21 protein-coding genes and 1 rRNA gene are annotated in these 24218 nt (G+C 69.9%); 18 read left to right on the top strand and 4 right to left on the bottom strand.

Annotated elements, in window-relative coordinates; translation table 11 throughout:
• Window positions 1-3: 3 nt before the first annotated feature.
• From rrf to xerD, 10 genes are all read left to right on the top strand, one after another.
• Window positions 4-120 (top strand): 5S ribosomal RNA (gene rrf / locus FQ377_RS09275).
• A 1050-nt stretch (window positions 121-1170) separates the two neighbouring features.
• Window positions 1171-2067 (top strand): prolipoprotein diacylglyceryl transferase, encoded by an 897-nt coding sequence (locus FQ377_RS09280; RefSeq protein WP_262364371.1) that lies wholly within the window; start codon window positions 1171-1173, stop codon window positions 2065-2067.
• Window positions 2060-3049, top strand: a complete 990-nt coding sequence (locus FQ377_RS09285; protein ID WP_148600992.1) for an HAD-IIA family hydrolase — start codon at window positions 2060-2062, stop codon at window positions 3047-3049. The genes FQ377_RS09280 and FQ377_RS09285 overlap by 8 nt, the downstream gene beginning before the upstream one ends.
• A 43-nt stretch (window positions 3050-3092) precedes the next feature.
• Window positions 3093-3308, top strand: a complete 216-nt coding sequence (locus FQ377_RS14840; protein ID WP_187393315.1) for a hypothetical protein — start codon at window positions 3093-3095, stop codon at window positions 3306-3308.
• Window positions 3295-4146, top strand: coding sequence for a TlyA family RNA methyltransferase (locus tag FQ377_RS09295; RefSeq protein WP_148600994.1), 852 nt, complete (start codon window positions 3295-3297; stop codon window positions 4144-4146). Before FQ377_RS14840 ends, FQ377_RS09295 begins: the two co-directional genes overlap by 14 nt.
• Window positions 4139-5065, top strand: coding sequence for an NAD kinase (locus tag FQ377_RS09300; protein WP_148600995.1), 927 nt, complete (start codon window positions 4139-4141; stop codon window positions 5063-5065). The genes FQ377_RS09295 and FQ377_RS09300 overlap by 8 nt, the downstream gene beginning before the upstream one ends.
• Window positions 5062-6789, top strand: coding sequence for a DNA repair protein RecN (gene recN / locus FQ377_RS09305; protein WP_148600996.1), 1728 nt, complete (start codon window positions 5062-5064; stop codon window positions 6787-6789). The genes FQ377_RS09300 and recN overlap by 4 nt, the downstream gene beginning before the upstream one ends.
• Window positions 6786-8486 (top strand): CTP synthase, encoded by a 1701-nt coding sequence (locus FQ377_RS09310; RefSeq protein ID WP_148600997.1) that lies wholly within the window; start codon window positions 6786-6788, stop codon window positions 8484-8486. Before recN ends, FQ377_RS09310 begins: the two co-directional genes overlap by 4 nt.
• 4 nt (window positions 8487-8490) lie before the next feature.
• Window positions 8491-9168, top strand: a complete 678-nt coding sequence (locus FQ377_RS09315) for an NUDIX domain-containing protein (RefSeq protein WP_148600998.1) — start codon at window positions 8491-8493, stop codon at window positions 9166-9168.
• Between the two features lie 5 nt (window positions 9169-9173).
• Window positions 9174-10127, top strand: a complete 954-nt coding sequence (gene xerD / locus FQ377_RS09320) for a site-specific tyrosine recombinase XerD (protein ID WP_148600999.1) — start codon at window positions 9174-9176, stop codon at window positions 10125-10127.
• 16 nt (window positions 10128-10143) lie between these two features.
• Here xerD and FQ377_RS09325 read toward each other — a convergent pair whose 3' ends face one another.
• From FQ377_RS09325 to FQ377_RS09340, 4 genes are read right to left on the bottom strand one after another with little or no spacing between them, the layout of a single operon-like run.
• The gene (locus FQ377_RS09325; RefSeq protein ID WP_148601000.1) at window positions 10144-11289 is read right to left on the bottom strand and encodes a bifunctional 2-methylcitrate synthase/citrate synthase; all 1146 of its coding nucleotides are present in this window, start codon (window positions 11287-11289) and stop codon (window positions 10144-10146) included.
• Window positions 11286-12248 (bottom strand): methylisocitrate lyase, encoded by a 963-nt coding sequence (gene prpB, locus FQ377_RS09330; RefSeq protein WP_148601001.1) that lies wholly within the window; start codon window positions 12246-12248, stop codon window positions 11286-11288. The genes FQ377_RS09325 and prpB overlap by 4 nt, the downstream gene beginning before the upstream one ends.
• An 11-nt stretch (window positions 12249-12259) precedes the next feature.
• The gene (locus FQ377_RS09335) at window positions 12260-13780 is read right to left on the bottom strand and encodes an MmgE/PrpD family protein (protein ID WP_148601002.1); all 1521 of its coding nucleotides are present in this window, start codon (window positions 13778-13780) and stop codon (window positions 12260-12262) included.
• A gap of 21 nt (window positions 13781-13801) precedes the next feature.
• Window positions 13802-14464: a GntR family transcriptional regulator gene (locus FQ377_RS09340; RefSeq protein WP_148601003.1), complete on the bottom strand. Its 663-nt coding sequence runs from the start codon at window positions 14462-14464 to the stop codon at window positions 13802-13804.
• A 226-nt stretch (window positions 14465-14690) separates the two neighbouring features.
• On the opposite strand from FQ377_RS09340, the gene FQ377_RS09345 reads away from it, so the two are divergent.
• The 8 genes from FQ377_RS09345 (at window position 14691) to der (ending at window position 24203) form a co-directional block, all read left to right on the top strand.
• Window positions 14691-16637, top strand: coding sequence for an AMP-binding protein (locus FQ377_RS09345; protein WP_148601004.1), 1947 nt, complete (start codon window positions 14691-14693; stop codon window positions 16635-16637).
• 198 nt (window positions 16638-16835) lie between these two features.
• Window positions 16836-17723 (top strand): ParA family protein, encoded by an 888-nt coding sequence (locus tag FQ377_RS09350; RefSeq protein WP_148601005.1) that lies wholly within the window; start codon window positions 16836-16838, stop codon window positions 17721-17723.
• A 38-nt stretch (window positions 17724-17761) separates the two neighbouring features.
• A complete protein-coding gene (locus tag FQ377_RS09355) occupies window positions 17762-18628 on the top strand; it encodes a segregation and condensation protein A (RefSeq protein WP_262364372.1) in 867 nt (288 codons plus the stop codon).
• Window positions 18618-19268, top strand: a complete 651-nt coding sequence (gene scpB / locus FQ377_RS09360) for an SMC-Scp complex subunit ScpB (RefSeq protein ID WP_395858482.1) — start codon at window positions 18618-18620, stop codon at window positions 19266-19268. The genes FQ377_RS09355 and scpB overlap by 11 nt, the downstream gene beginning before the upstream one ends.
• Before the next feature lie 27 nt (window positions 19269-19295).
• The gene (locus FQ377_RS09365; protein WP_148601006.1) at window positions 19296-20705 is read left to right on the top strand and encodes a pseudouridine synthase; all 1410 of its coding nucleotides are present in this window, start codon (window positions 19296-19298) and stop codon (window positions 20703-20705) included.
• 3 nt (window positions 20706-20708) lie between these two features.
• A complete protein-coding gene (locus tag FQ377_RS09370) occupies window positions 20709-21836 on the top strand; it encodes a prephenate dehydrogenase (RefSeq protein ID WP_148601007.1) in 1128 nt (375 codons plus the stop codon).
• Window positions 21833-22564, top strand: coding sequence for a (d)CMP kinase (gene cmk, locus FQ377_RS09375; protein WP_395858483.1), 732 nt, complete (start codon window positions 21833-21835; stop codon window positions 22562-22564). The genes FQ377_RS09370 and cmk overlap by 4 nt, the downstream gene beginning before the upstream one ends.
• Window positions 22565-22646: 82 nt before the next feature.
• Window positions 22647-24203, top strand: a complete 1557-nt coding sequence (der, locus tag FQ377_RS09380) for a ribosome biogenesis GTPase Der (RefSeq protein WP_148601008.1) — start codon at window positions 22647-22649, stop codon at window positions 24201-24203.
• Window positions 24204-24218 lie beyond the last annotated feature (15 nt).

The following is a 24218-nucleotide window of genomic DNA, read 5'->3' on the forward strand; positions in this document are numbered from 1 at the left end:
GGTTACGGCGGTCATAGCGTGGAGGAAACGCCCGGTCCCATTCCGAACCCGGAAGCTAAGACCCACAGCGCCGATGGTACTGCACCCGAGAGAGTGTGGGAGAGTAGGACACCGCCGGACAACCACATGACGAGGGCCCCCCACCACCAGGTGAGGGGCCCTCGCCCATTAACCCCCACACCCGAAACCAAGCGGAGACGCCCGTGATGTCAGGTCCACGGCAGCGCCGTGGTTCCATTGATGGGCGGGACACACAGAATCATAGGGAATGGTCGGCATATCATCGCCGGCTCACGAGGAGAGGACCCCACTGCCATGACTGAGCAGGACCGTACCGGCGATCAGGATGGGGACGATCGATCCGCGGACGTCGTGGACCTGGGGGCGTCCAAGCCTGTCCGTCGGCACTCGTGGGGGTCCAAGGCGGTCAAGTCCCAGGAGGATTCGGGCAGCCGGCCGGACAACAACCAGCAGCGTTCCGCCCCTCCTTCGAGCGAAGCTCCGGGGAGCGACGCCCACAGTTCGCGGCAAGCTGCGACTCGCGACGATAGGTCGGACGCTCAGGAGCTGCAGGCAGAACGCCCGACATCGGAGGAGCGATCCGAGCGGACGGCACCAAGGGAGCGCACGGAGCCGGGGGAGCGACCAGAGCGTTCGAGCCCGCAGGGGCGCCAGGACCGTCCCGATACGCGAGGTTCGTCGAACCGTGGAGATCGTTCGGCCGGACAGGATCGGCCGGAGCGTCCGAATGCGCGCGATCGCCCGGAACGCCCGCGGTCCCAGGAGGGGTCCGAGCGAGCGGAGCGACCGCGCAGGCAGGAGCGGTCCGAGCGCCCGGACCGACCTGAGCGCCCCGCGACACGCGAGTACTCGAACCCACGTGAACCACGGGATCGGACTGAGCGCCCGAATCGTCCTTACGGAGCGGGCCGAGAGGATCGACAGGCTCGTCGGGGCCCCCAGGACCCCCAGGACCGTCGTCCGGCCGATCGACAGGGTCGCAGCACGAGCGGTCCGCGGCGCGACGACGACCGACGGGGCGGTCGCAGGACCGACGCACCCGCCGCTCCGACCGCCCACAACGCCCGTGATCTGCGCAGCGCGAACCGCCCGGATCGTGAGCGCTCTCCCGAGATCGACGAGGACGTCAAGGGCGATGAGCTCGATCGGGTGACGCGGGCACAGGTCCGCAATCTCGAGGAGCGCAGCGCCCTCTGGGTGGCCAAGCATCTGGTCATGGCGGGCCGGCTCCTCGACATCGACCCCGAACTGGCCTTCCAGCACGCGCTTGCGGCGAGCCGCCGAGGCGGCCGACTGGCAGCGGTCAGGGAAGCCGTGGGCCTGACTGCTTACGCGGCCGGCCACTACGGGGAAGCACTCAGGGAGTTCCGGACGTTCCGCCGGATCAGCGGGTCCAACGTGCATCTCCCGGTGATGGCGGACTGCGAACGCGGGCTCGGGCGTCCTGATCGGGCCCTCGATCTGGCCCGCAGCGAGGACGCCGACGCGCTCGACTCCGCCGGGAAGGCGGAGCTCGCCATGGTGGTCTCCGGAGCGAGGACCGACCTGGGGCAGCTCGAGGCCGCAGTGGCGGCGTTGGAGATCCCGCAACTCGACCTGCACCGGGCGTTCTCCTTCACCCCGCGCCTGTTCCGCGCCTATGCGGCAGCACTCGACGCCGTGGGACGCCAGGACGAATCCGGGCCCTGGGCCCGCCAGGCCCGCGTGGCGGAGAAGGCACTGGGCCTCGACGACGAACTGGAGCCCGACATCCTCGATCTCGGGGAGGACGAGGACCCCGAGCCGATGCCGGCACCGAAGGTCGCCGACGTCCTCGGTCCGAAGGCCCAGAGACCGTCGAAGCCCGAGGTAGCTGCGGAGATCCGAGAATATCCGGAAGTCCGAGAAGATCGGGAGACCCAGCACGACCCGGAGAATGAGCAGGGCCCGGAAAGCGAGAAGGATCCGGAAATACAGGAGAATTCGGCGAGCGAGAAGGATCCGGAGACCGAGAGGAACCCGGAGACCCAGGACGCCGCGCATACCGGGGACCATGCTGATGACTGACCGGCTCATCGACGCCTTCGACGGCGTGCTGTCCGACCTGGACGGTGTGGTCTACGCCGGGCCGCACGCCATTCCCGGCGCCACGGAGGCCCTGAACAGGCTCGGCGACTACGACAAGGGCCTCGCCTACATCACGAACAACGCCTCGCGTTCGGCGGAGCAGGTGGCGGAGCATCTGCGGTCCCTGGGCGCACCGGCCACAGGCGCACAGGTGTTCGGTTCGGCCGTGGCCGGCGTGGAACTCCTGGCCGGACAGGTGGCGGAAGGATCCAGCGTGCTCGTGGTGGGCAGCGCGACCCTCGCCGACGCCGTCAGGGCCCAGGGTTTCGTCGTCGTCGATTCGGCGGAGAACGCCCCGGATGCTGTCATCCAGGGCTTCTCACCAACCGTCGGCTGGAAGGATCTAGCGGAGGCGGCCTACGCGATCGCCGCCGGAGCGGTCTGGGTGGCCACGAACACCGACATGTCCATCCCGCAGGAGCGCGGTATCGCCCCGGGTAACGGCACCCTCGTGGCAGCCGTCAGCTCAGCCACCGGCGCCACGCCCCTGGTGGCCGGCAAACCCGAGGCCGCGCTCTTCGAGACTGCGGCCCGCCACTCGGGCCTCGAGCGCGCGCTCGTGGTGGGCGACCGGCTGGACACCGACATCCTCGGGGGTAATCGTGCAGGCATGGCCACGGTGCTGGTGCTCACGGGCGTGGACTCCGCACGGTCCGCGCTGTCGGCACCGGTGGACGAGCGACCCACCTTCCTGATCGACGATCTGGGTGACCTGTTCGAGGCCTACCCTGAGATCGCGTCGGTGGACGGTTCCGGCACCTACACCTGCGGATCCGCGACGGCCGGGGTGGTCGGGTCGGAGGTGAGCGTGCAGGGCGAGGAGGACGCCGTGGACAGCTGGCGCGCAGCCTGCGCCGCGTGGTGGGCAACCCACCCCCGGACAGCGCCGGGGACCGCACCCACCATCAGCTTCACCGCATGAGGCACAGAATTATCCCGCCCCGCCGGTCCGGAGAGCAGCGACCATGACGATCAGCCGGACGGATCGAGAAGGCGACGACGACGGCGGTCGCGGAGCGGACGCCGCGCGCGTCGAGGCGATCCTCGCCGCCCTGGGTGAGCTGGACGGCACCGATGTGGAGGGCCACGCCGAGGTCTATCAGCGGATCCACGATCGACTCGCCGAGGAACTGAATCAGGATCAGGACAGGTCGGCGAACGGTGCGCATGGCTCGCCTTGACCAGGAGCTGGTGGCGCGCGGCCTCGCCCGATCGCGGTCCCATGCAGCACAGCTGATCGCGGCCGGCAGGGTCCTCCGGGACGGCGCCGTGGTCGGCAAGCCGGCGCTGGCCATCCGGGCCGACGACGTCCTCGCGGTCGAGGCACGCGGTGAGGAGTACGTCAGCCGTGCCGGCACCAAGCTCGCGGGCGCCCTCCAGGCCTTCCCCGCGGTGACACCGGAGGGTAGGCGCTGCCTCGACGCAGGAGCCTCCACGGGGGGGTTCACGGACGTCCTCCTCAGGCGCGGTGCCCGCGAAGTGGTGGCCGTCGACGTGGGGCACGGCCAGCTCGTCCAGCAACTACGGGACGATCCGCGCGTGCAGGTCTTCGAAGGCCTCAATGTCCGCGATCTGGATGCGACGCACATCGGAGGGAAGGCCCAGCTGACGGTCGCCGATCTGTCCTTCATCTCCCTCCGCCTCGTCATGAGGGCCCTCGCCGCCGCCACGCACGCCGACGGGGAGTTGCTCCTCATGGTCAAGCCGCAGTTCGAGGTGGGTAGGGGCGGGATCAACCGCCTCGGCATCGTCACCTCGGCCGCAGCACGCAGGCGGGCCGTGGCCGGAGTGCTGCGCAGTGCGCTCGGGTGCGGCCTGGACGTCGCGGGCATGGCGCAGAGCGAGCTGCCCGGGCAGGACGGCAACCTCGAGTACTTCGTGTGGATGAAGGTGCCCTCCGGCGGATTGGTGCCTAGGATCGAGGGGGACCTGGACCGGCTGACGGAGCAGGCGCTGGCACTCGGCGACCTGTTCCCGCCGGAACGTACCACGACCGACCAGATGGAGCTTGATGAGTAGACGAATCCTCGTGCTCGCGCACACCGGCCGACGCAACGCGATCATCGCGTCGCAGGAAGCCTGCACGCGCCTGATCGATCTCGGTCTCCAGCCCGTCATGCGGCCGGATGAGCTGGCGGACGTCCAGAAGGAGTACGGAACACGCGCCGCATCCGCCGAGGTGCTCGGGGATGGTGTGCACCTCGGGGACATCGAGCTGGTGATGGTGCTCGGCGGTGACGGGACCATCCTCCGTGCGGCCGAACTCGTGCGTGAGGCGGACATCCCCCTCCTCGGGGTGAATCTGGGGCACGTGGGTTTCCTCGCCGAGAGTGAGCGGGCGGACCTGGAGGAGACGGTGCGGTGGGTCGCGGACCGCAGCTACACGGTGGAGGAGCGCACAACCATCGAGGTGCTGGTGCTCCTCGGCGGCACGGTGCTCGAGCGCAGCTGGGCCCTGAACGAGGCCGCCGTGGAGAAGGCGAACCGTGAGCGCATGATCGAGGTGGTCATGGAGGTGGATGGCCGGCCCGTGAGCTCCTTCGGGTGCGACGGCGTGGTCCTCGCCACCCCGACCGGCTCGACGGCGTACGCCTTCTCCGCGGGCGGTCCCGTCGTCTGGCCCGGGGTGGAGGCACTCCTCATGGTGCCCATCAGCGCCCACGCCCTCTTCGCCAAACCGCTCGTCGTCGCACCCTCGTCGGTTCTCGCCGTGGAGCTGCTCAGCCGCACCCACGCCGCGGGTGTCCTCTGGTGCGACGGACGCCGCAGTATCGAGCTGCCGCCCGGGGCGCGCATCGAGGTGCGCCGGTCGGAGCACCCCGTGCGCCTCGCCCGCACCCGGCAGACGCCCTTCTCCGAACGCCTGGTCCGCAAGTTCGAGTTGCCCATCCAGGGCTGGCGGGGTCCTGTGAAGCCGCAGGGGACGGTGGCGCCATGATCGAGGAGATGCGCATCCGGGACCTGGGCGTCATCACCGATGCCACCCTCAGCCTCGGCCCGGGACTGACGGTGGTGACCGGCGAGACCGGTGCGGGCAAGACCATGGTCATTACGGCCCTCGGACTGCTGCGCGGCGCCCGCTCGGACGCCGGCGCCGTACGGCTCGGTGCCAGGTCCGCGTCCGCCGAGGCCGTCCTGCGGCTCGACCCGACGAGCCCCGCGGCACGGCGGGCGGCCGAGGCCGGAGCGGCCCTGGACGAGGACGACGGTGTGTCGGAGCTGATCCTCGCGCGCACGGTCACGAGCGAGGGGCGCAGCCGTGCCTACGTGGGAGGCCGGTCCGCTCCGGTGGGCGTCCTGGCCGAGCTGGGCGACGAGCTCGTGGTCGTGCACGGGCAATCGGACCAGTTGCGGCTCAAGAGCGCCCCGGCGCAGCGCCAGGCACTCGACAAGTTCGGTGGCACGCCGGTGGAGCAGGCCCTGGTGGCCTACGGCGAGGCTTTCCTGCAGTGGCGTGCTGCCCTCGCCGAACGCGAGCGGCTCACCAGCGAGGCGCGGGAACGCGTGCGGGAGGCCGAAGGGCTCGAGGCCGCGCTGACCGAGATCGGCGAGCTCGATCCGCAGCCCGGTGAGGACGAGGCCCTGAAGGCGGAGTCCATGCGCCTGGGCAATGTGGAGGAGCTGCGGACAGCCGCCGTCGTCGCGCACCAGGGGCTCGTCTCCGAGGACATCGGGGCCGGCGTGGACGCCGTCTCGCTCGTCGACGAGGCCAAACGCCAGCTCGAAGCAGTGGCCGAGCACGACGCGGATCTCGGCCGACTCGCCGGCAGGCTCGCCGAGGTGGGGTACTTGCTGGCGGACATCTCCGCCGATCTCGCCGGCTACGGCACCGCCCTCGACGGCGAGGCCGCAGGCCGGCTCGAGGAGGTGGAGACGCGGCGAGCCGCCCTGTCCGTCCTCGTGCGGAAGTATGCCCCCACGGTCGACGAGGTCCTCGCCTGGCGAGAGGACGCCGCCCGGCGCCTGCAGGAGCTCAGCGGCGACTCCAGCCGCGTGGAGGAGCTCGACGACGTGATCGCCGGCCTCGATCACCGGGTCCACGAACTCGCCGACGAGCTGACCGGTCTGCGCACCGCAGCGGCCGGGAGTCTGGCCGGAATGGTCAGCGCGGAGCTCACGGCCCTGGCGATGCCCGATGCACAGCTGCACATCTCCGTCACGCCGGCCGAGCACCTGACCGTGCACGGTGCCGACGAGATCGCCTTCACGCTGCAACCGCATCCCGGCTCGGCGCCGCGAGCCCTGGGCAAGGGGGCGTCGGGCGGTGAGCTCTCGCGGGTCATGCTCGCCATCGAGGTGGTCCTGGCCGCCGTCGATCCCGTGCCCACCTTCGTGTTCGACGAGGTGGACGCCGGCGTGGGCGGCAAGGCGGCCGTGGAGATCGGACGCCGACTCGCCATGCTGGCCGAACACGTCCAGGTGATCGTGGTGACCCACCTGCCCCAGGTCGCGGCCTTCGCGGCCCGCCACATCCGCGTCACCAAGAACGTGGCCCGCGACGGCGAGGGCGGGGGAGTGACCGCGAGCGACGTCGAGGTGCTGCCCGACGACGAACGCGTACGCGAACTCGCCCGGATGCTCGCGGGCCAGGAGGACTCGGCCTCGGCCCGCGCACACGCGGAGGAGCTCCTGGCCGATGCTGCCCGGCCCCGCGCTCGGTGATAGGCTCGAACTCCGTGGCGCAGCAAACTAATTCCCGGTTCCTGAAATCCGCAACGACCAAGCACATCTTCGTGACGGGCGGCGTGGCCTCCTCCCTCGGTAAGGGACTGACGGCCTCGAGCCTGGGTCACCTGCTGAAGGCCCGCGGCCTCTCCGTGACGATGCAGAAGCTCGATCCCTATCTGAACGTGGACCCTGGGACGATGAATCCGTTCCAGCATGGCGAGGTCTTCGTGACGGACGACGGCGCCGAGACGGACCTCGACATCGGCCACTACGAACGCTTCCTCGACGAGAATCTCGACGGATCAGCGAACGTCACCACCGGCCAGGTGTACTCCACGGTGATCGCGAAGGAGCGCCGCGGCGAGTACCTGGGCGACACAGTGCAGGTCATTCCGCACATCACCGACGAGATCAAGCGCCGCATGCGTCTTCCGGCCGAGGGCGCGCCCGGGAGGAAGGCCCCCGACGTCATCATCACCGAGATCGGCGGCACGGTCGGCGACATCGAGTCGCAGCCGTTCCTCGAATCGGCACGCCAGGTCCGGCAGGACGTCGGCCGGAACAACGTGTTCTTCCTCCACGTGTCCCTCGTGCCGTACATCGGGCCGTCGCAGGAGCTCAAGACCAAGCCCACGCAGCACTCCGTCGCCATGCTGCGCTCCATCGGTATCCAGCCCGACGCCATCGTGATCCGCTCGGACCGCGAGGTCCCGGCCGCGATGCGCGAGAAGATCGGCCGCATGTGCGACGTCGACATCGACGCCGTCGTGAACGCCGCCGACGCCGCGAGCATCTACGACATCCCGAAGACCCTCCACGCCCAGGGCCTCGACGCGTACATCGTCCAGGCGCTCGACCTGAAGTTCAAGGACGTCAACTGGACCAAGTGGAACAAGCTGCTCGACGTCGTCCACAATCCCCGGCACCAGGTGGAGGTGGCCCTGGTGGGCAAGTACATCGACCTGCCCGACGCCTATCTCTCCGTCATCGAGGCGCTGCGTGCGGGAGGCTTCGCCAACAAGACCAAGGTCACCATCAAGTGGGTCCCCTCCGACGACTGCAGCTCGCCCGAGGGCGCGCGTGAGGCCCTCGACGGCGTGGACGCCGTGTGCGTCCCGGGCGGCTTCGGTATCCGTGGCCTCGAGGGCAAGCTCGGCGCACTGACCTACGCCCGCGAGAACCGGATCCCCACCCTGGGTCTGTGCCTGGGACTGCAGTGCATGGTCATCGAGTACGCGCGCAACGTGGTCGGTCTGGAGGGTGCGTCCTCGAGCGAGTTCGACCCGGACACCGCCTACCCGGTGGTCGCGACCATGGCCGAGCAGCTCGAGATCGTCGCCGGGGAGGGCGACATGGGCGGCACCATGCGCCTGGGCCGCTGGGAGGCGAAGTTGCAGGAGGGCTCCGTGGTCGCAGCGACCTACGGGAAGACCACGGTCTTCGAGCGCCACCGCCACCGCTACGAGGTCAACAACGAGTACCGCGAACAGATCGCCGACGCGGGTCTGGTGTTCTCGGGCACGACGACGGACGGGGCGCTCGTGGAGTTCGCCGAGCTACCCAGGGACGTCCACCCCTACTACGTCTCCACCCAGGCCCATCCCGAGCTCGGGTCGCGCCCCACGCGGCCGCATCCGCTGTTCGCCGGACTGGTGAAGGCGGCGCTCGAGCGCCGCGGCGCGAAGGTCTGACGTCGTGGCTGCGGACGGCGTCGCCCTCGGGGACGAGCAGAGCCCGCGGAAGCTCCTCGGGACCACCACGGTCTACGAGGGGCGGGTGTGGGACGTGGTCAGCGAGACATTCGCCCTCACCGACGACGGCGAAGCCATCACGCGGGACTTCATCCGGCACCCCGGAGCCGTGGCCGTCCTGGTGCTCGACGACCGGGATCGCGTGCTCCTGCTGCGCCAGTACCGCCACCCGGTGCGCATGGCGCTGTGGGAGATCCCGGCGGGCCTGCTCGACGAGGAGGGCGAGGACTTCGTCGACGCCGCGGCCCGGGAGCTCGCCGAGGAGGCCGATCTCACCGCGTCGCAGTGGCACGTCCTGATCGATCTGTTCCTCTCGCCCGGTTCGTCCTCGGAGGCGCTGCGCGTCTATCTCGCCCGGGGGGTGGGCGAGGTCCCCCTGACCGACCGGCACACCCGCACCCATGAGGAGGCCGAGATCTCCCTCACGTGGGTGGAGTTGGACACCGCCGTCGCCGCCGTCCTCGAGGGTCGGATCCACAGTCCCTCCGCCGCAGCCGCGATCCTCGCCGCGAAGGTGGGCCGCGACACCGGTTTCACTGATCTGCGCCCGGCGACGGCGCCCTGGCCCGAGCATCCCAGCCGGCACGCGTCCTGGCCCCGCGGCGCCGTCCTCGAGGACTGAGCACCATGTCCGGTACGGAGGCGACCGGCACACTGCCATCCCTGGTCGAGGACTACCTGCAGCACATGTCCGTGGAACGCGGCCTGGCGCCCAATACGCTCGAGGCCTATCGGCGGGATCTCCGCCGCTACACCGGGTTCCTCGCGGCGCGCGGCATCCACGGGGCCACCGCCATCACGCGTCACGACGTCTCGGCGTTCGCGCAGGCGATCGTCTCGGGCGAGGACGGGCTCTCGCCCCTGAGCCCGCGGTCCGCCGCGCGTACCGTCGTCGCCGTGCGTGGCGTGCACCGGTTCTGGACGCTCGAGGGAATCACGGAGGGTGATCCGGCACGGGACGTGCACCCACCGGCCACAGGACGCCGCCTGCCGAAGGCGATCCCCGTCTCCGAGGTGGTGCGGATCCTCGAGACGGTGGACACGACCACGCCATCAGGCCAGCGCGACCGGGCGCTGCTCGAGTTCCTGTACTCCACGGGCGCGAGGATCAGCGAGGCGGTGGGGCTGGACGTCGACGACGTGTCGGTGGACGGATCCGCGGAGGGCCCCTCGGTGGTCCGGCTGACAGGGAAGGGATCGAAGCAGCGGCTGGTGCCGGTGGGCTCCTATGCGGCGCGCGCCGTCGACGCCTATCTGGTCCGTGGCCGTCCGGCCCTGGCGGCCAAGGGTACCGGTGGGGCGGCGCTGTTCCTCAACATGCGCGGCGGCCGGCTGAGCCGGCAGAGTGCGTGGAGCATCCTCAGGACGGCCAGTGAGCGGGCCGGCGTGGTGCGTGAGGTCTCACCGCACACGCTCCGGCACTCCTTCGCGACGCACCTGCTCGAGGGCGGGGCGGATGTGCGGGTGGTCCAGGAACTGCTCGGCCATGCGTCCGTGACCACCACGCAGGTCTACACGCTGGTCACCGCGGACACGCTGCGCGAGGTCTATGCCGCAGCGCATCCGCGGGCCCACGCCTGAGGCGCGGGCGTGGGTCTCAGCCCTGGTCGACGTGGCGCTCGTCAGGTCCGTTGTACAGGCTCAGCGGGCGGATCAGGGAGTTCGCTGCGGCCTGCTCCATGATGTGAGCGGTCCACCCCGTGATGCGCGCCGCGATGAACAGCGGCGTGAACATCTCGGTGTCGAAGCCCATCAGGTGGTACGTGGGACCGGCCGGATAGTCGAGATTGGGCTTGATGTTCTTCGCCTCGCCCATCGCGGTCTCGAGCCCCGAGTAGAGACCGAGGATCTCGTCGCGGCCGAAGTACTCGATCATGGCATCGAGCGCCGACTTCATGGTCGGCACACGGGAATCGCCGTTCTTGTAGACGCGGTGACCGAAGCCCATGACCTTCTTCTTGGCGGCGAGGGCCTCCTCCATCCACGCCTTCGCGCGCGCGGCCGCGTCCTCGCGGGACTCGTCCTTCCGGATGCCGATCTCCTCGAACGTGTGCATCACGGCCTCGTTCGCCCCGCCGTGGAGCGCGCCCTTGAGCGCGCCGATCGCGCCGGTGACCGCGGAGTGCAGATCCGAGAGGGTGGAGGTGATGACCCGCGCCGTGAACGTGGAGGCGTTGAAGGAATGCTCCGCGTACAGGACCATCGACACGTCGAAGGCGTGGACCACCTCGGGCGGGGCCTCCTCGCCGAACGTCATCCAGAGGAAGTTGGCGGAGTAGCCCAGGTCGTCGCGGGGCTCCACGAGCGGCTGCTCCCGGCGTCGGCGCTGGTCGTAGGCCACGACGGCGGGGAACGCGGCGAAGAGCGTTGCTGCCTTCTCCATGTTCGCGTCGACCGAGTTGTCGTTCGCGAGCGGATGGCTGGCGCCCAGCACCGAGACGGCGGTGCGAGCCACGTCCATGGGGTGCGCGCTCAGGGGCAGGAGATCGATGGCCGCGACCACCTCGTCGGGCAGGCTCCGGTGCGCGCGTTCGAAGGCGTCGAACTCCTTCCGCTGGGTGGCGTCCGGGAGTTCGCCGTGCCAGAGCAGGTAGGCGACGTCCTCGACGTCGCGGTGCCCGGCCAGCTCCTGAACCGGGTACCCGCGGTACAGGAGCGAATTGGTGTCGGGGTTGACCTTCGAGACCGCGGTGTAGTCCACCACGACCCCCGCCAGTCCCTTGTGGATCTCTGGTTCCGTCATGATCGGTCCTCCTGGGTGCTCTGTCCTGCGGCTTCGGGTTCGGATGCGGCCGGCCGGTACCCCTGGGGCACCTCGAAATTGAAGACCGAGGAATCGAACCGGTTGTATCCCTCGTAGTCCACCAGTTCGTAGAGGCGGCTGCGCGTCTGCATCTGGTCCACGGCCGGTTCCTGCGTGCCGTGGGCCGTGATCGTGTCCAGCGTACGCTCGGCGGCACCCATCGCACTGCGCAGCAGCGTGACCGGGTAGATGACCAGGTTCACGCCGACCGACTCCAGCTCGTCGACGGTGAACAGCTCGCTCTTGCCGAACTCCGTCATGTTCGCGAGGATCGGCACGTCGACGGCGTCCCTGATGGCCCGGAACTCGTCCAGGCTGCGCATCGCCTCGGGGAAGATCGCGTCCGCTCCGGCCTCCACCAGGGCCCGTGCCCGGTCCTGGGTGGCCTCCAGTGTCTCGGTCCCGCGGATGTCGGTCCGCGCCATGATGAGGAAGTTCGGATCGCGCCGAGCGTCCGCTGCTGCCCGGATGCGTTTGACCGCCGTGTCGAGATCCACCACGTTCTTGCCGTCGAGGTGACCGCAGCGCTTGGGGTTGAACTGGTCCTCGATGTGGCAGCCGGCGAGTCCGGCGTTCTCGAGTTCCTGGACACTGCGGGCCACGTTCATGGGCTCGCCGAAGCCCGTGTCGGCGTCGACGATGCAGGGCAGGTCGGTCATGCGCGCCATCTGGCCGGCACGCTGGGCGACCTCGGTGAGCGTGGTCAGGCCGATGTCGGGCAGACCGAGATCGGCGGCGAGCACGGCTCCCGAGATGTAGACCCCGGCGAAGCCCTTGTCGCCGATGAGGCGGGCCGAGAGCGGGTTGAACGCACCGGGGAACTGCTGGATGCGGCCCGAGGCCAGAGACTCGCGAAGGGTACGGCGCTTCTGTTCGGGTGTGATGGTCGAGTACAGCATGTCCGGGCCTCCTACAGCAGTCCCTGCGGCGCGGCGGCCGCATCGATGACGCCGGGTCCGGCGACCACGTTGAGCTGATCGAGCGAACCGGCGGGAAGTCCCGGTAGGTCCTGGACGGCGGCCAGGAAGCGTTCCAGTTCGGCGTCGTCGACGACGCCCGCGGCCAGCAGCCGAAGCTTGGCTATGTAATCGGCGCGGGCGAAGGGCCGGGCACCGAGGGGGTGGGCGTCCGCGACCGCGATCTCGTCGGTGATGACGGAGCCGTCGGTCAGCGTGATCTCCACCCTGCCGCCGAAGGCCTTCTCCGCGATGTCGAGGGAGTGGTACCGGCGCGTCCACTCCGGATCCTCGACGGTGGTGACCTTGTGCCAGAGGGCCACGGTGTCGGGCCGCGCGGCGCGGTCGGGGGCGTAGGACTCCTCGTGGTGCCAGCGGCCGTCCTGGAGGGCGACGGTGAAGATGTACGGGATGGAGTGGTCGAGGGTCTCGCGGGACGCCGAGGGGTCGTACTTCTGCGGATCGTTGGCGCCCGACCCGATGACCACATGGGTGTGGTGGGAGGTGTGGATCACGATGGAGGCCACGTTGTCGGGGTCCGTCACCTCGGGGTGGGCCTCGTTCAGGCGGCGGGCGAGATCGATCCAGGCCTGCGCCTGGTACTCGGCGGAGTGCTCCTTGGTATACGTGTCGAGGATGGCGCGCTTGGCCTCGCCCGGGGCGGGCAGGGGCACCTCGTAGGCGGCGTCGGGTCCGTCGAGGAGCCAGGCGATCACACCGTCCTCGCCCTCGTAGATGGGGGTCGGCGAGGTCTGTCCCCGCATGGTGCGGTCCACCGCCTCCACGGCCATCTTCCCGGCGAAGGCCGGGGCATGGGCCTTCCAGGTGGAGATCTCGCCCTTGCGGGACTGGCGGGTGGCCGTCGTCGTGTGCAGGGCCTGGCCGACCGCATGGAAGATCACCTCCGGCGCGAGTCCCAGGAGGGTTCCGATCCCGGCCGCCGCCGATGGGCCGAGGTGGGCCACGTGGTCGATCTTGTGCTTGTGCAGGCTGATGGCCTTCACCAGATCCACCTGGATCTCGTAGCCCGTGGCGATCGCGCGGAGCAGATCGGCGCCGGAGGCGCCGGTGTGCTGGGCCGCCGCGAGGATGGGTGGGATGTTGTCGCCGGGGTGGGAGTACTCGGCGGCCAGGAAGGTGTCGTGGTAGTCGAGTTCACGGACGGCGACGCCGTTGGCCCAGGCGGCCCACTCGGCGGAGACACGCTCGTCGATCCCGAACACCGCAGCACCTGCGCCGTGGGCCGAGACCGGGTGACTCGTGGCCTGGGCCCGTGCCGCGACGACAGGGGCACGGTTGAGGGAGGCGATGGCCACCGACGCGTTGTCGATGATGCGGTTGATCACCATGTCGGTGACCTCGTCGGTCACCTCGACGGGATCGGCGGCGACCTGCGCGATCTTCCAGGCGAGCTGACCCTCGCGGGGCAGATTCTCCTCGCTGCGGTGGACTCGGACGGGATGGAGCTCGACCATGGTGTTCCTCTCGGTGGTGCGTCAGTGGTGCAGTGCTGCGCCGTGACCGGCGTGGGACGGGGTGAGTAGGTGCTGGAGGCTCTTGTGGAGATGCACGCGCATGGCCGCCTCGGCGAGCTCGGCATTGCCGTCGGCGAGCGCTCGGGCGATCTGCTCGTGCTCGTGGGCGCTGTGCAGCAGGCGGGTGGGATTGTCCCTGGCCAGCCTCCGCACGCGGGCCAGGTGGGTGCGGATCGGTTTCTGGGCCTGGAGCAGATAGGGATTGCCGGCGGCCTCGTCGATGCCGTGGTCCAGCCGGGCCACGAGTCCGTAGTAGGCCGTCTGGCCGTCGGCGTCGCCGTCGATGAGCGGGCCCGCGCAGGCGAACTCCTCGGCGAGGGGTGCGAAGACGGCAGGATCACCGCGGCGGGCGGCGATCCGAACGGCGGCGCACTCGAGGGGGATGCGCGCGTCGAAGAGATCGGTGACGGCCTCGAGCGAGATCTCCGAGACGACCACGCCGCGCCCGGTGTGGGTCGTGGCCAGGCCCTCGGCCACCAGGCGTGAGAGTGCCTCGCGCAGCGGGGTGCGGGAGACACCGAGCCGTGCCGACTGTTCCACCTCCGCCAGGATGTCGCCGGGGGCGAGCCTCCAGTCGATGATGTCGGTGCGCAGGGTGGAGTAGGCACGATCGCTTGCCCTCATGCCCTCCTCCTTCCGGTCGTGGTGTCCCGGCGGCATCGACGGTCGGGGGACAGTCCCTCCAATGTATACAGCGGCTGCATCGGGAACAAGGGAACGGACAGAAAAAGCTGCCGGACTCACCGCCTTTCAGGTGCCGCTGTATACAGAGAAGCCGCTCTTTGCTCCGTGGTTGACCGGGAGCATGCGTGATACTGTGCCTCAACATCACGCGCACCGAAGGGCGATCATGGCTGCTGCAGGGAACGATGCCGGGCACGATGTCTCCACCCCCGCCGACTACCGGCGCCTGCATGCGGAGAGCATCGCGGACCCGGACCGGTTCTGGCTCGCCGCGGCCGGTGCCGTCGACTGGGCCACGGAACCCACCGTGGCACTCGACAGCTCATCGGCGCCCTTCCACCACTGGTTCCCGGACGGCAGCCTGAACACGAGCCACAACGCGCTGGATCGTCACGTCGACGCCGGGCGGGGGGACCAGGCCGCCCTGATCTACGACTCCGCGATGCTGGGCGTCCGCCGCACGTACACCTATACCGAGCTCAGGGACGAGGTGGCCGTCTTCGCCGGAGCGCTCGCGGAGCTCGGGGTGGGGAAGGGCGATCGGGTGCTGATCTATCTGCCGATGATCCCGGAGGCCGTCATCGCCATGCTCGCCACGGCCCGCCTCGGGGCCATCCACTCCGTGGTCTTCGGCGGTTTCGCCCCGGCGGAGCTTGCCGCGAGGATCAGGGACGCCCGCCCCAGCGCCGTCGTGACGGCGTCGGGAGGGCTCGAGCCCGGCCGCCACGTGGAGTACCTGCCGGCCGTCCACGAGGCCCTGATGCTCGCCGACAGCCCCGGGATCCCCGTGGTGTCCAAGGCCCGCGAGGGTTTCCAGCACGACATCGCAGGCTACGCCGGAGGGGAAGGCCACTGGGTGGACTGGGACGAGGCCGTCTCCCGGGCACGGGCCGTTCCGCCGGTGGACATGGCGGCGACGGATCCGCTCTACATCCTCTACACCTCCGGCACCACGGGCTCTCCCAAGGGCGTGGTGCGGGACAACGGCGGACACGCCGTCGCCCTGACATGGACCATGCAGGCCGTCTTCGGCATCGGCCCGGGCGACGTCATGCTCACGGCGTCCGACGTCGGGTGGGTGGTGGGCCACTCCTACATCGTCTACGGACCGCTCCTGGCGGGGGCCACCACTGTGCTCTACGAGGGCAAGCCCGTGGGCACGCCCGACGCCGGGGCGTTCGGCCGGCTGATCGAGCAGCACCGGGTCAAGGCACTCTTCACCGCTCCGACCGCGCTCCGGGCCGTGCGCCGCGTGGATCCCGAGGCGGAGCTGATCCGCAGCCACGATCTCTCCTCCCTGACCACGCTGTTCTCCGCCGGCGAGCGGCTCGACACAGGCACCTCCGCGTGGATCGGGGAGGTGCTCGGCGTGCCGGTGGTGGACAACTGGTGGCAGACGGAGACGGGCTGGCCCATCTGCGCCAATCCGCGGGGACTGGCCGAGCTGCCCCTGAAGCCCGGCTCACCCTCGCTGCCCTCCCCGGGCTACGACGTCGTGATCCTCGATCACGAGGGCAACCCTGTGCCAACCGGGACGGAAGGCAGTATCGCCCTGCGGCTTCCCCTCCCTCCCGGCACCCTCACCACGCTCTGGGGCAGCGACGACAGATTCCGGGACTCCTATCTGAGCGCCTTCGAGGGCTACTACACCAGCGGCGATTCGGGCTATGTGGACGACGACGGCTACATCTTCGTGATGGGCCGGACCGACGACGTCATCAATGTGGCCGGCCACCGCCTCTCCACGGGAGCGATCGAACAGGTGCTCGCGCAGCACCCTGCCGTGGCGGAGTGCGCCGTCCTCGGGCTCCAGGATCCGCTGAAGGGCCAGCGGGCCAGTGGGTACGTGGTCCTGAAGGCGGGCCTGACGCCCGACCACGACACCCTCAAGGCGGAGCTCGTGCAGCTCGTCCGGAGCAGCATCGGCCCGGTTGCGGACTTCCGGTCCGTCGTCGTCGTCGAGGCGCTGCCCAAGACACGCTCCGGGAAGATCCTGCGCAAGACCATGCGGCAGATCGCCGCGGGGGAGAAGCTCGTGGTGCCGTCCACCATCGAGGATGCCTCGGTCCTCGAGGCACTCGAGCCCCTGTTGCGCCCGGGAGCGGCACAGTAGGGCCGGACGAGGACCCCGATCCGGGCCGTCGCAGGAGCCCACCCTCGACCTCAGGCTGAGGCTGAAGGCTCGCCGTGGAGCAAAGGCTCCCTTCACGGGCGCCGCTCCGGGCGTTGTACCGTTGACCATGAGAACCGCTGCTCGGATCCGTTCGATCGAGTGGCCCGCACCGATTCTGATGGAAGCGTGGACAAATTCGTGAGTAGTGAACAGGGTTCCACAACTCTGCCCGGCGCAGGAGACGCGGAGCTCGGCCCCACCGGCCGACCCATCACGGAGTTCCCCGAACCGGCTGCCCTCGACTCGCACGGTCCGGCGCGGGTCATCGCCATGGTGAACCAGAAGGGCGGCGTCGGCAAGACCACCTCGACCATCAACCTCGGTGCGGCCCTCGCCGAGGCGGGCCGTAAGGTTCTGCTGGTCGACTTCGATCCGCAGGGAGCCCTGTCCGCGGGCCTCGGTACCAATCCCCATGAGCTCGACGTCACGGTCTACAACGTCCTGATGGACCGCAAGGTCTCCATCCACGACGCCATCCAGCACACCGCCGTCGAGAACATCGATCTGCTGCCGGCCAATATCGACCTGTCCGCCGCGGAGGTCCAGCTCGTCAACGAGGTGGCGCGCGAGCAGGTCCTCGACCGCGCGCTGCGCAAGGTCGCGGACGACTACGACGTGATCCTCATCGACTGCCAGCCCTCGCTCGGCCTGCTGACGGTCAACGCGCTCACGGCGGCGCACGGCGTCATCATCCCGCTGATCTGCGAGTTCTTCGCCCTCCGGGCCGTGGCACTGCTGGTCGAGACCATCGAGAAGGTCCAGGACCGCCTGAACCCCCGGCTGCAGATCGACGGCGTACTGGCCACGATGTACGACGCACGGACGCTCCACAGCCGCGAGGTCATCGCGCGCCTGGTCGAGGCCTTCGGCGACAAGGTCTTCGAGACGGTCATCAAGCGCACCATCAAGTTCGCCGACGCCACGGTGGCCGCCGAACCCATCACCTCCTACGCGGCGAACCACAGCGGCGCCGATGCGTACCGCCAGCTCGCGAAGGAGCTCATCAGCCGGGGTGGAGCACCGTAGTGCCCCCGGACGCCGGGTCTCTCCGGGAGCATTAGGTGATGCACGGCAGCGTCCGGGGCGTCGGTATGGAATCCAGCGGGGAGTCCGGCGGGGACCTGGCGTCCACGCCGAACGATGCGCCGGCCCCTGGGCCGAGGACGGCGTCCTCCGTCTTCGCGGTGCAGCTCACCAACTTCAGTGGTCCCTTCGATCTGCTCCTCACCCTGATCTCGCGCCGTGAGCTCGATGTCACCGAGATAGCCCTCGCCGAGGTCACGGACGAGTTCATCGCCCATATCCGGCACCTCCAGGCCGTCGAGGGACAGTGGAAGCTCGACGAGGCCAGTGAGTTCCTGGTGGTGGCTGCCACCCTGCTCGACCTGAAGGCGGCGAAGCTGCTGCCCGCCGGAACCGGCGTCGTCGAGGACGAGGGTGATGTCGCCCTGCTGGAGGCACGGGACCTGCTGTTCGCGCGACTCCTGCAGTACCGGGCGTTCAAGGAGATGGCCCGGGAGCTCTTCCACCGCCTCGAGGAAGAGGCCGGCCGCCATCCACGCGATGCGCCGCCGGAACCGGAGGTGCTCGCCCTGCTGCCCGAACTGCGCTGGCAGTCCACCGCAGCGGAGTTCGCCGCGCTGGCAGCGCGCGTGCTCGCCCCGCGCGGGGAGAAGCCCGCCGCGGTGGAGACCGGGCACCTCGTCTCGGCGCAGGTGAGCATCGGCGAGCAGTCCGCGGTCCTGGCCGACCTCCTGCAGCTCAACGGGACCATGACCTTCGGGCAGCTGACCCTCGACAGCACCTCCGCGGCGGTACTGGTGGCGCGGTTCCTCGCACTGCTCGATCTCTTCCGCGACGGCTCCGTCTCCTTCGACCAGGCCGCCCCCCTGGCGGAGCTCCGGGTGTCCTGGAGAACCGATGATGCGTGATGCGTCCGGGCCCGCGGGGGAGCCGGACGGCGGACGGGCATCCCTCGAGGAACTCCCCGGCGGACTGAAGGGTGCCATCGAGGCGATCCTCATGGTGGCCGACCAGCCGGTCACCGAGGCACGGCTCGCCCTCGTCCTGGAGCGTCCAGCAGCGCAGGTGCAGGAAGCCCTCGTGGAACTGCAGCACGAGTACGACGGCTATACTGATGCAGACTCCCCAGTGCTCGGACCGGCAGTTCCGCGCGGGTTCGAACTCCGGAGCATCGCCGGCGGGTGGCGCATCTTCTCCCGACAGCATTTCTCCTCCGTCGTCGCCGACTTCGTCCTCGATGGCCGGTCCGCCCGGCTCTCGCAGGCGGCACTCGAGACACTGGCGGTCATCGCCTACCGTCAGCCCGTATCCCGTGCCAGGGTTTCTGCGATCAGGGGCGTCGCCGTGGACTCCGTGGTGCGGACGCTCGTGCAGCGCGGATTGGTGGTGGAGCTGGACGCCGATCCGGTGAGTGGCGCGGCACGCTACGGGACCACCACCCTGTTCCTGGAGCGGGTGGGCCTGGGCAGCGTGGACGAACTGCCGCGGATCGCACCCCACCTCCCGGGGATCGAGAGCCTCGGGGAGTACGACGACACGACGTTCTGAGCACGATCTACACGAAGGATTTCCCCCATGACACAGCAGCCAGGATCCGGTTCCGGACGCAAGCCGCCGCGCAGCGGCGACTCCGCCGGACGCCCCGCTGAGCGTCGGACGCCGTCCCCACGCGGCGGCTCCGCGAGGAGTGGCGAGCGCGGTGCGTCCAGCTTCTCCGGCGGCACGCGTGACGGAGGACGGTCCGGCGAGGGGCGTCCGGAGCGTGGTCGTCCTGCTGGTGGTCGTGACGGTGGACGTGACGGTGGCCGGTCGAACGAGGGACGCCCGGAGCGTGGTCGCCCCGAGGGGAACCGCTCGGGCAGTAGCCGCGACGGCGGACGCTCCTCGACGGGGAAGCCGTTCCAGGAGCGCACCCGCGACGGCGCCCGCTCGTCCGATACCCGTTCGTCCACGGGCCGCCCGCCCGCCGCAGGCGCTGATCGCCGTGAGTCCGCCCACGGCCGCGCGCGCTCGGCATCGGGTCGCCCCTCCTCAGGAACGCCGTCGGGTCGCTTCGCGTCCGGCGGTGGGAAGACCGGCCGTCCCGGGACCGGTGCGAACCGGGCGGGTCGTCCAACCGGTGCCGCCGGTCGTCAGAAGCCGGCCGGCCCCAAGGCCTTCGGCCGTGAGCGTTTCGGTCAGAGCCTCGGCCCCGTGCGTCCGGCGACGCCCAAGCGCGCAAGCCGCCCGGCCGACGAGATCGACGTGCACAATCCCGAGGGCGTGCGGCTCCAGAAGGTCATGGCCCTCGCCGGCGTCGCCTCCCGCAGGGTCTGCGAGGAGATGATCCTCGACGGCCGCGTGGAGGTGGACGGCACGGTGGTGACCGAGCTCGGCGTGCGGGTGGATCCTGAGCAGGTCGCCATCCACGTGGACGGCATCCGCCTGCAGCTCAACGAGCACCTGAAGTACTACGTCTTCAACAAGCCGCGCGGGGTGATCTCCACGATGGACGACCCCGAGGGTCGGCGCTGCATCAGCGACTTCCTGAAGAACCGGGACAAGAGCGAGCGCCTCTTCCATGTGGGGCGCCTGGATGCCGAGACCGAGGGACTGCTGCTGCTGACCAACGACGGCGAGCTGACCAACCGGTTGACCCACCCGTCCTACGAGGTTCCCAAGACCTACCTCGTCCAGGTCCGGGGCCCCATGGCGCAGGGTATCGGCGCGCAGATGAAGGAGGGCATCGAGCTCGAGGACGGCCTGGCGCAGGTGGACTCCTTCAAGCTCGTGGACTCCACCCCCGGCCACGTCCTCGTGGAGGTCATCCTGCACTCGGGCCGCAATCGCGTGGTGCGGCGCCTGTTCGACGCCGTCGGGCATCCCGTGGAACGACTGGTCCGCACGCAGGAGGGTCCCATCCGCGTGGGCGACCAGCGCCAGGGCAGCATCCGCGTGCTCGGGCGCCAGGAGGTCGGGCACCTCATGGCATCGGTGGGCCTCTAGCCCATGAACGTGCGCACGGAGCAGGGAACACATCTCCTCGGACCCGTCCTCGTGGTCGGAGCAGGTCTCCTCGGAGCGAGCATCGGCCTGGGGCTGCGGAACCGCGGGCTCGACGTCGTCCTGTCCGACAGTTCCCCCTCCACCGAAGCCGTGGCTCAGGACATCGGCGCGGGCAGGCTCCTCGTGGAAGCCGTCGGCAGCGGGGAGCAGCTGGGCCCCGAACTCGTCGTCGTGGCCACACCGCCGGATGTGACGGCGCGGGTGGTCGCCGATGCGCTGCTGGCGTACCCGGACGCCGTCGTCGTCGACATCTGCAGTGTCAAGGAAGCCATCCTCACCGAACTCGCCGCGCTACCGGAGGTGGCCCCGGAGCTGTCCCGGTACGTGGGCACGCACCCGATGGCCGGCCGTGAGAAGTCGGGACCGGTCGCAGCGCGGGCCGAGCTGTTCACCGGAGCCCCGTGGGTGCTGTGCCCCCACGCCGCGAGCACACCCGAGGCCGTGCTGCGCGCGGAGTCGCTCGCCGTCGATCTCGGGGCCGTGCCAGCCCGCATGAGCGTCGAGGAGCACGACGAGGCCGTGGCCCTGATCTCGCACCTGCCGCAGGTGGTCTCCTCGCTCGTGGCCAGCAGGCTCCAGGATTCGCCGGTCCGGGCGTTGCAGCTGGCCGGCAACGGTCTGCGGGACGTCACGCGCATCGCGGCGAGTGATCCGCGCCTGTGGGTGCAGATCTTCTCGGCGAACGCGGCCCGCCTCGTCGACATCCTCTACGGGGTGCGTGAGGACCTCAACCGGCTCATCCACACGCTCGAGGAGCCCACGGCCGGGGGAGCCCGGCTCGACATGGCCCAGCTGATCTCGGAGGGGAACGCAGGCCAGGCACGCGTTCCCGGCAAGCACGGCGCCCCACCCGATTCCTTCGCGCGCCTGACGGTGCTCGTGGACGATGTGCCGGGGCAGATCGCGAAGCTCCTCACGGAGATCGGAGGCACCGGCATCAATGTCGAGGACTTCCGCCTCGAACACTCGCCCGGACGCCAGGTGGGCCTGGCCGAACTCTCGGTGCTGCCGGGCAAGCGCCACGAATTGACGGAGTCCCTGACCCAGCGGGGCTGGAAGGTAGTGCAGTGAACACCACATCGACCGGTCTTCCGATCCCCGCGGACGCGGACACCTACGCCGGTTTCCGCGTGGGCAAGCCGCTCGTCGTGGCCATCGACGGTCCCTCCGGATCGGGCAAGTCCAGTGTCAGCCGGGAAGTGGCACGCCGCCTCCGGGCCGCCTACCTGGACACCGGTGCCATGTACCGGGCGGTCACGCTCCACTGCATGACCACGGGTGTGGACCTGACGGACAGCCCGGCGGTGGAGTCCGCCGCGCGCACCATCGACCTGGACATCAGCACCAGCCCCGACCAGGAGTCGGTGCTGGTCGCCGGTAGCGACGTCACCGCCGCCATCCGCGAACCCGCGGTCTCCTCGGCCGTGAGTGCCGTCGCCACCACGATGGGCGCGAGGGCCGAGCTGATCCGGCGCCAGCAGGCGCTGATCGCCGGGTCCGGTCACCGGATCGTGGCCGAGGGCCGGGACATCACCACCGTCGTCGCACCGGATGCCCAGGTGCGGATCCTGCTCACCGCCACCGAGGAGGCGCGCCTGCGGCGCCGCGGGGACCAGCTCGGCGGCACGCAGTCCGAGGAGCAGCTCAAGCGGCAGGTCACGGAGCGGGACGCGAAGGATTCCACGGTCGTCGACTTCCAGCAGGCTGCCGACGGCGTGGTCACGCTGGATTCCTCCGAGCTCGACCTCGACCAGACCGTGACGGCGGTCCTCGAGATCGTGCGCGCCGTGGCCAACTAGGCCGAGCACAGTCCGGGCCGAGGCCCGGACCCACCAGAATTACCGTCGGGAGACGGTGAACACCAACCGAAGGACACTTTTGATGAGCGAGAACCTTTCGCCGAATGCCCAGGGCAATGGCCCGGGAGCCGACGAGGAGTACGAGCCGACCGGCGAGGACCAGGTCAGTGAGGTGCTCGAGACCCTCGACGACGCCGAAGCCGACCAGCGGGCCGCCTCGCTGCGCGCCGGTCTCGAGGACTACGAGCTCGACGACGAGGACGCCCATCTCCTCGCGCGGGAGGACGAAAACTACGACGACGAGGACGAGGACCGCCTCAATCCCGTCCTGGCCATCGTCGGACGACCCAATGTGGGCAAGTCCACGCTCGTGAACCGCATCCTCGGGCGCCGCGAGGCCGTCGTCGAGGACACCCCCGGTGTCACGCGCGACCGCGTGTCCTATCCCGCCCAGTGGACCGGGCGGAACTTCACCCTCGTGGACACGGGCGGCTGGGAGCAGGACGCGAAGGGCATCAACGCCCGGGTGGCGGACCAGGCGGAGATCGCCGTGGACATGGCCGACGCCGTGCTGCTCGTGGTCGATGCGACGGTCGGCGCCACGGCCACCGACGAGGCCGTGGTGCGCATGCTCCGCCGCAAGAACAAGCCCGTGATCGTGGTGGCCAACAAGGTGGACGACATCCAGAACGAGGCGGACGCCTCGGTGCTGTGGGGCCTGGGCTTCGGTCAGCCCTGGCCGGTCTCCGCCCTGCACGGTCGGGGGACGGCCGACATGCTGGACCGCGTGCTCGAGGTCCTGCCCGAGTTCTCCGAGCACGGGGGCATCGAGCGCTCCGGCGGGCCGAGGAGGGTGGCCCTGATCGGCCGTCCCAATGTGGGCAAGTCCTCGCTGCTGAACAAGCTGGCGGGCTCCGACCGCGTCGTCGTCGACCCCCAGGCCGGGACCACGCGTGATCCCGTGGACGAGATGATCGAGCTCGGCGGCCGTACCTGGCGCTTCGTGGACACCGCTGGCATCCGCCGCCGCGTCCACATGCAGCAGGGTGCGGACTTCTACGCCTCGCTCCGCACCCAGTCCGCCCTGGAGAAGGCCGAGGTGGCCGTGGTGCTCCTGGCCGTCGACGAGGTGCTCAGTGAGCAGGACGTGCGCATCCTGAACATGGCCATCGAGTCGGGCCGGTCGATCGTGCTGGCCTTCAACAAGTGGGACCTGCTCGACGACGAGCGCCGCCGCTACCTGGAGCGGGAGATCGAGCAGGATCTGGCGCACGTGGAGTGGGCGCCGCGCGTCAACATCTCGGCGCTCACCGGGTGGCACAAGGACCGGCTGGTGCCGGCGCTCGACGTCGCCCTCGAATCCTGGGACCGGCGCATCCCCACCGGGCGCCTCAATGCGTTCCTGGGCGAGCTCGTCGCCGCCCATCCGCACCCGGTGCGCGGAGGCAAGCAGCCGAGGATCCTCTTCGGTACGCAGGCGTCGAGTCGGCCGCCGAAGTTCGTGCTGTTCACCACGGGCTTCCTGGACCCGGGCTACCGCCGCTTCATCACGCGCCGCCTGCGCGAGACCTTCGGCTTCGAGGGCACGCCCATCGAGGTCAGCATGAGGGTGCGCGAGAAGCGCAGCCGCAAGCGCTGACGGCCTCCCGCGGTG

Source organism: Arthrobacter echini (assembly GCF_008107445.1).
Classification (GTDB): Bacteria; Actinomycetota; Actinomycetes; order Actinomycetales; family Micrococcaceae; genus Arthrobacter_D; species Arthrobacter_D echini_A.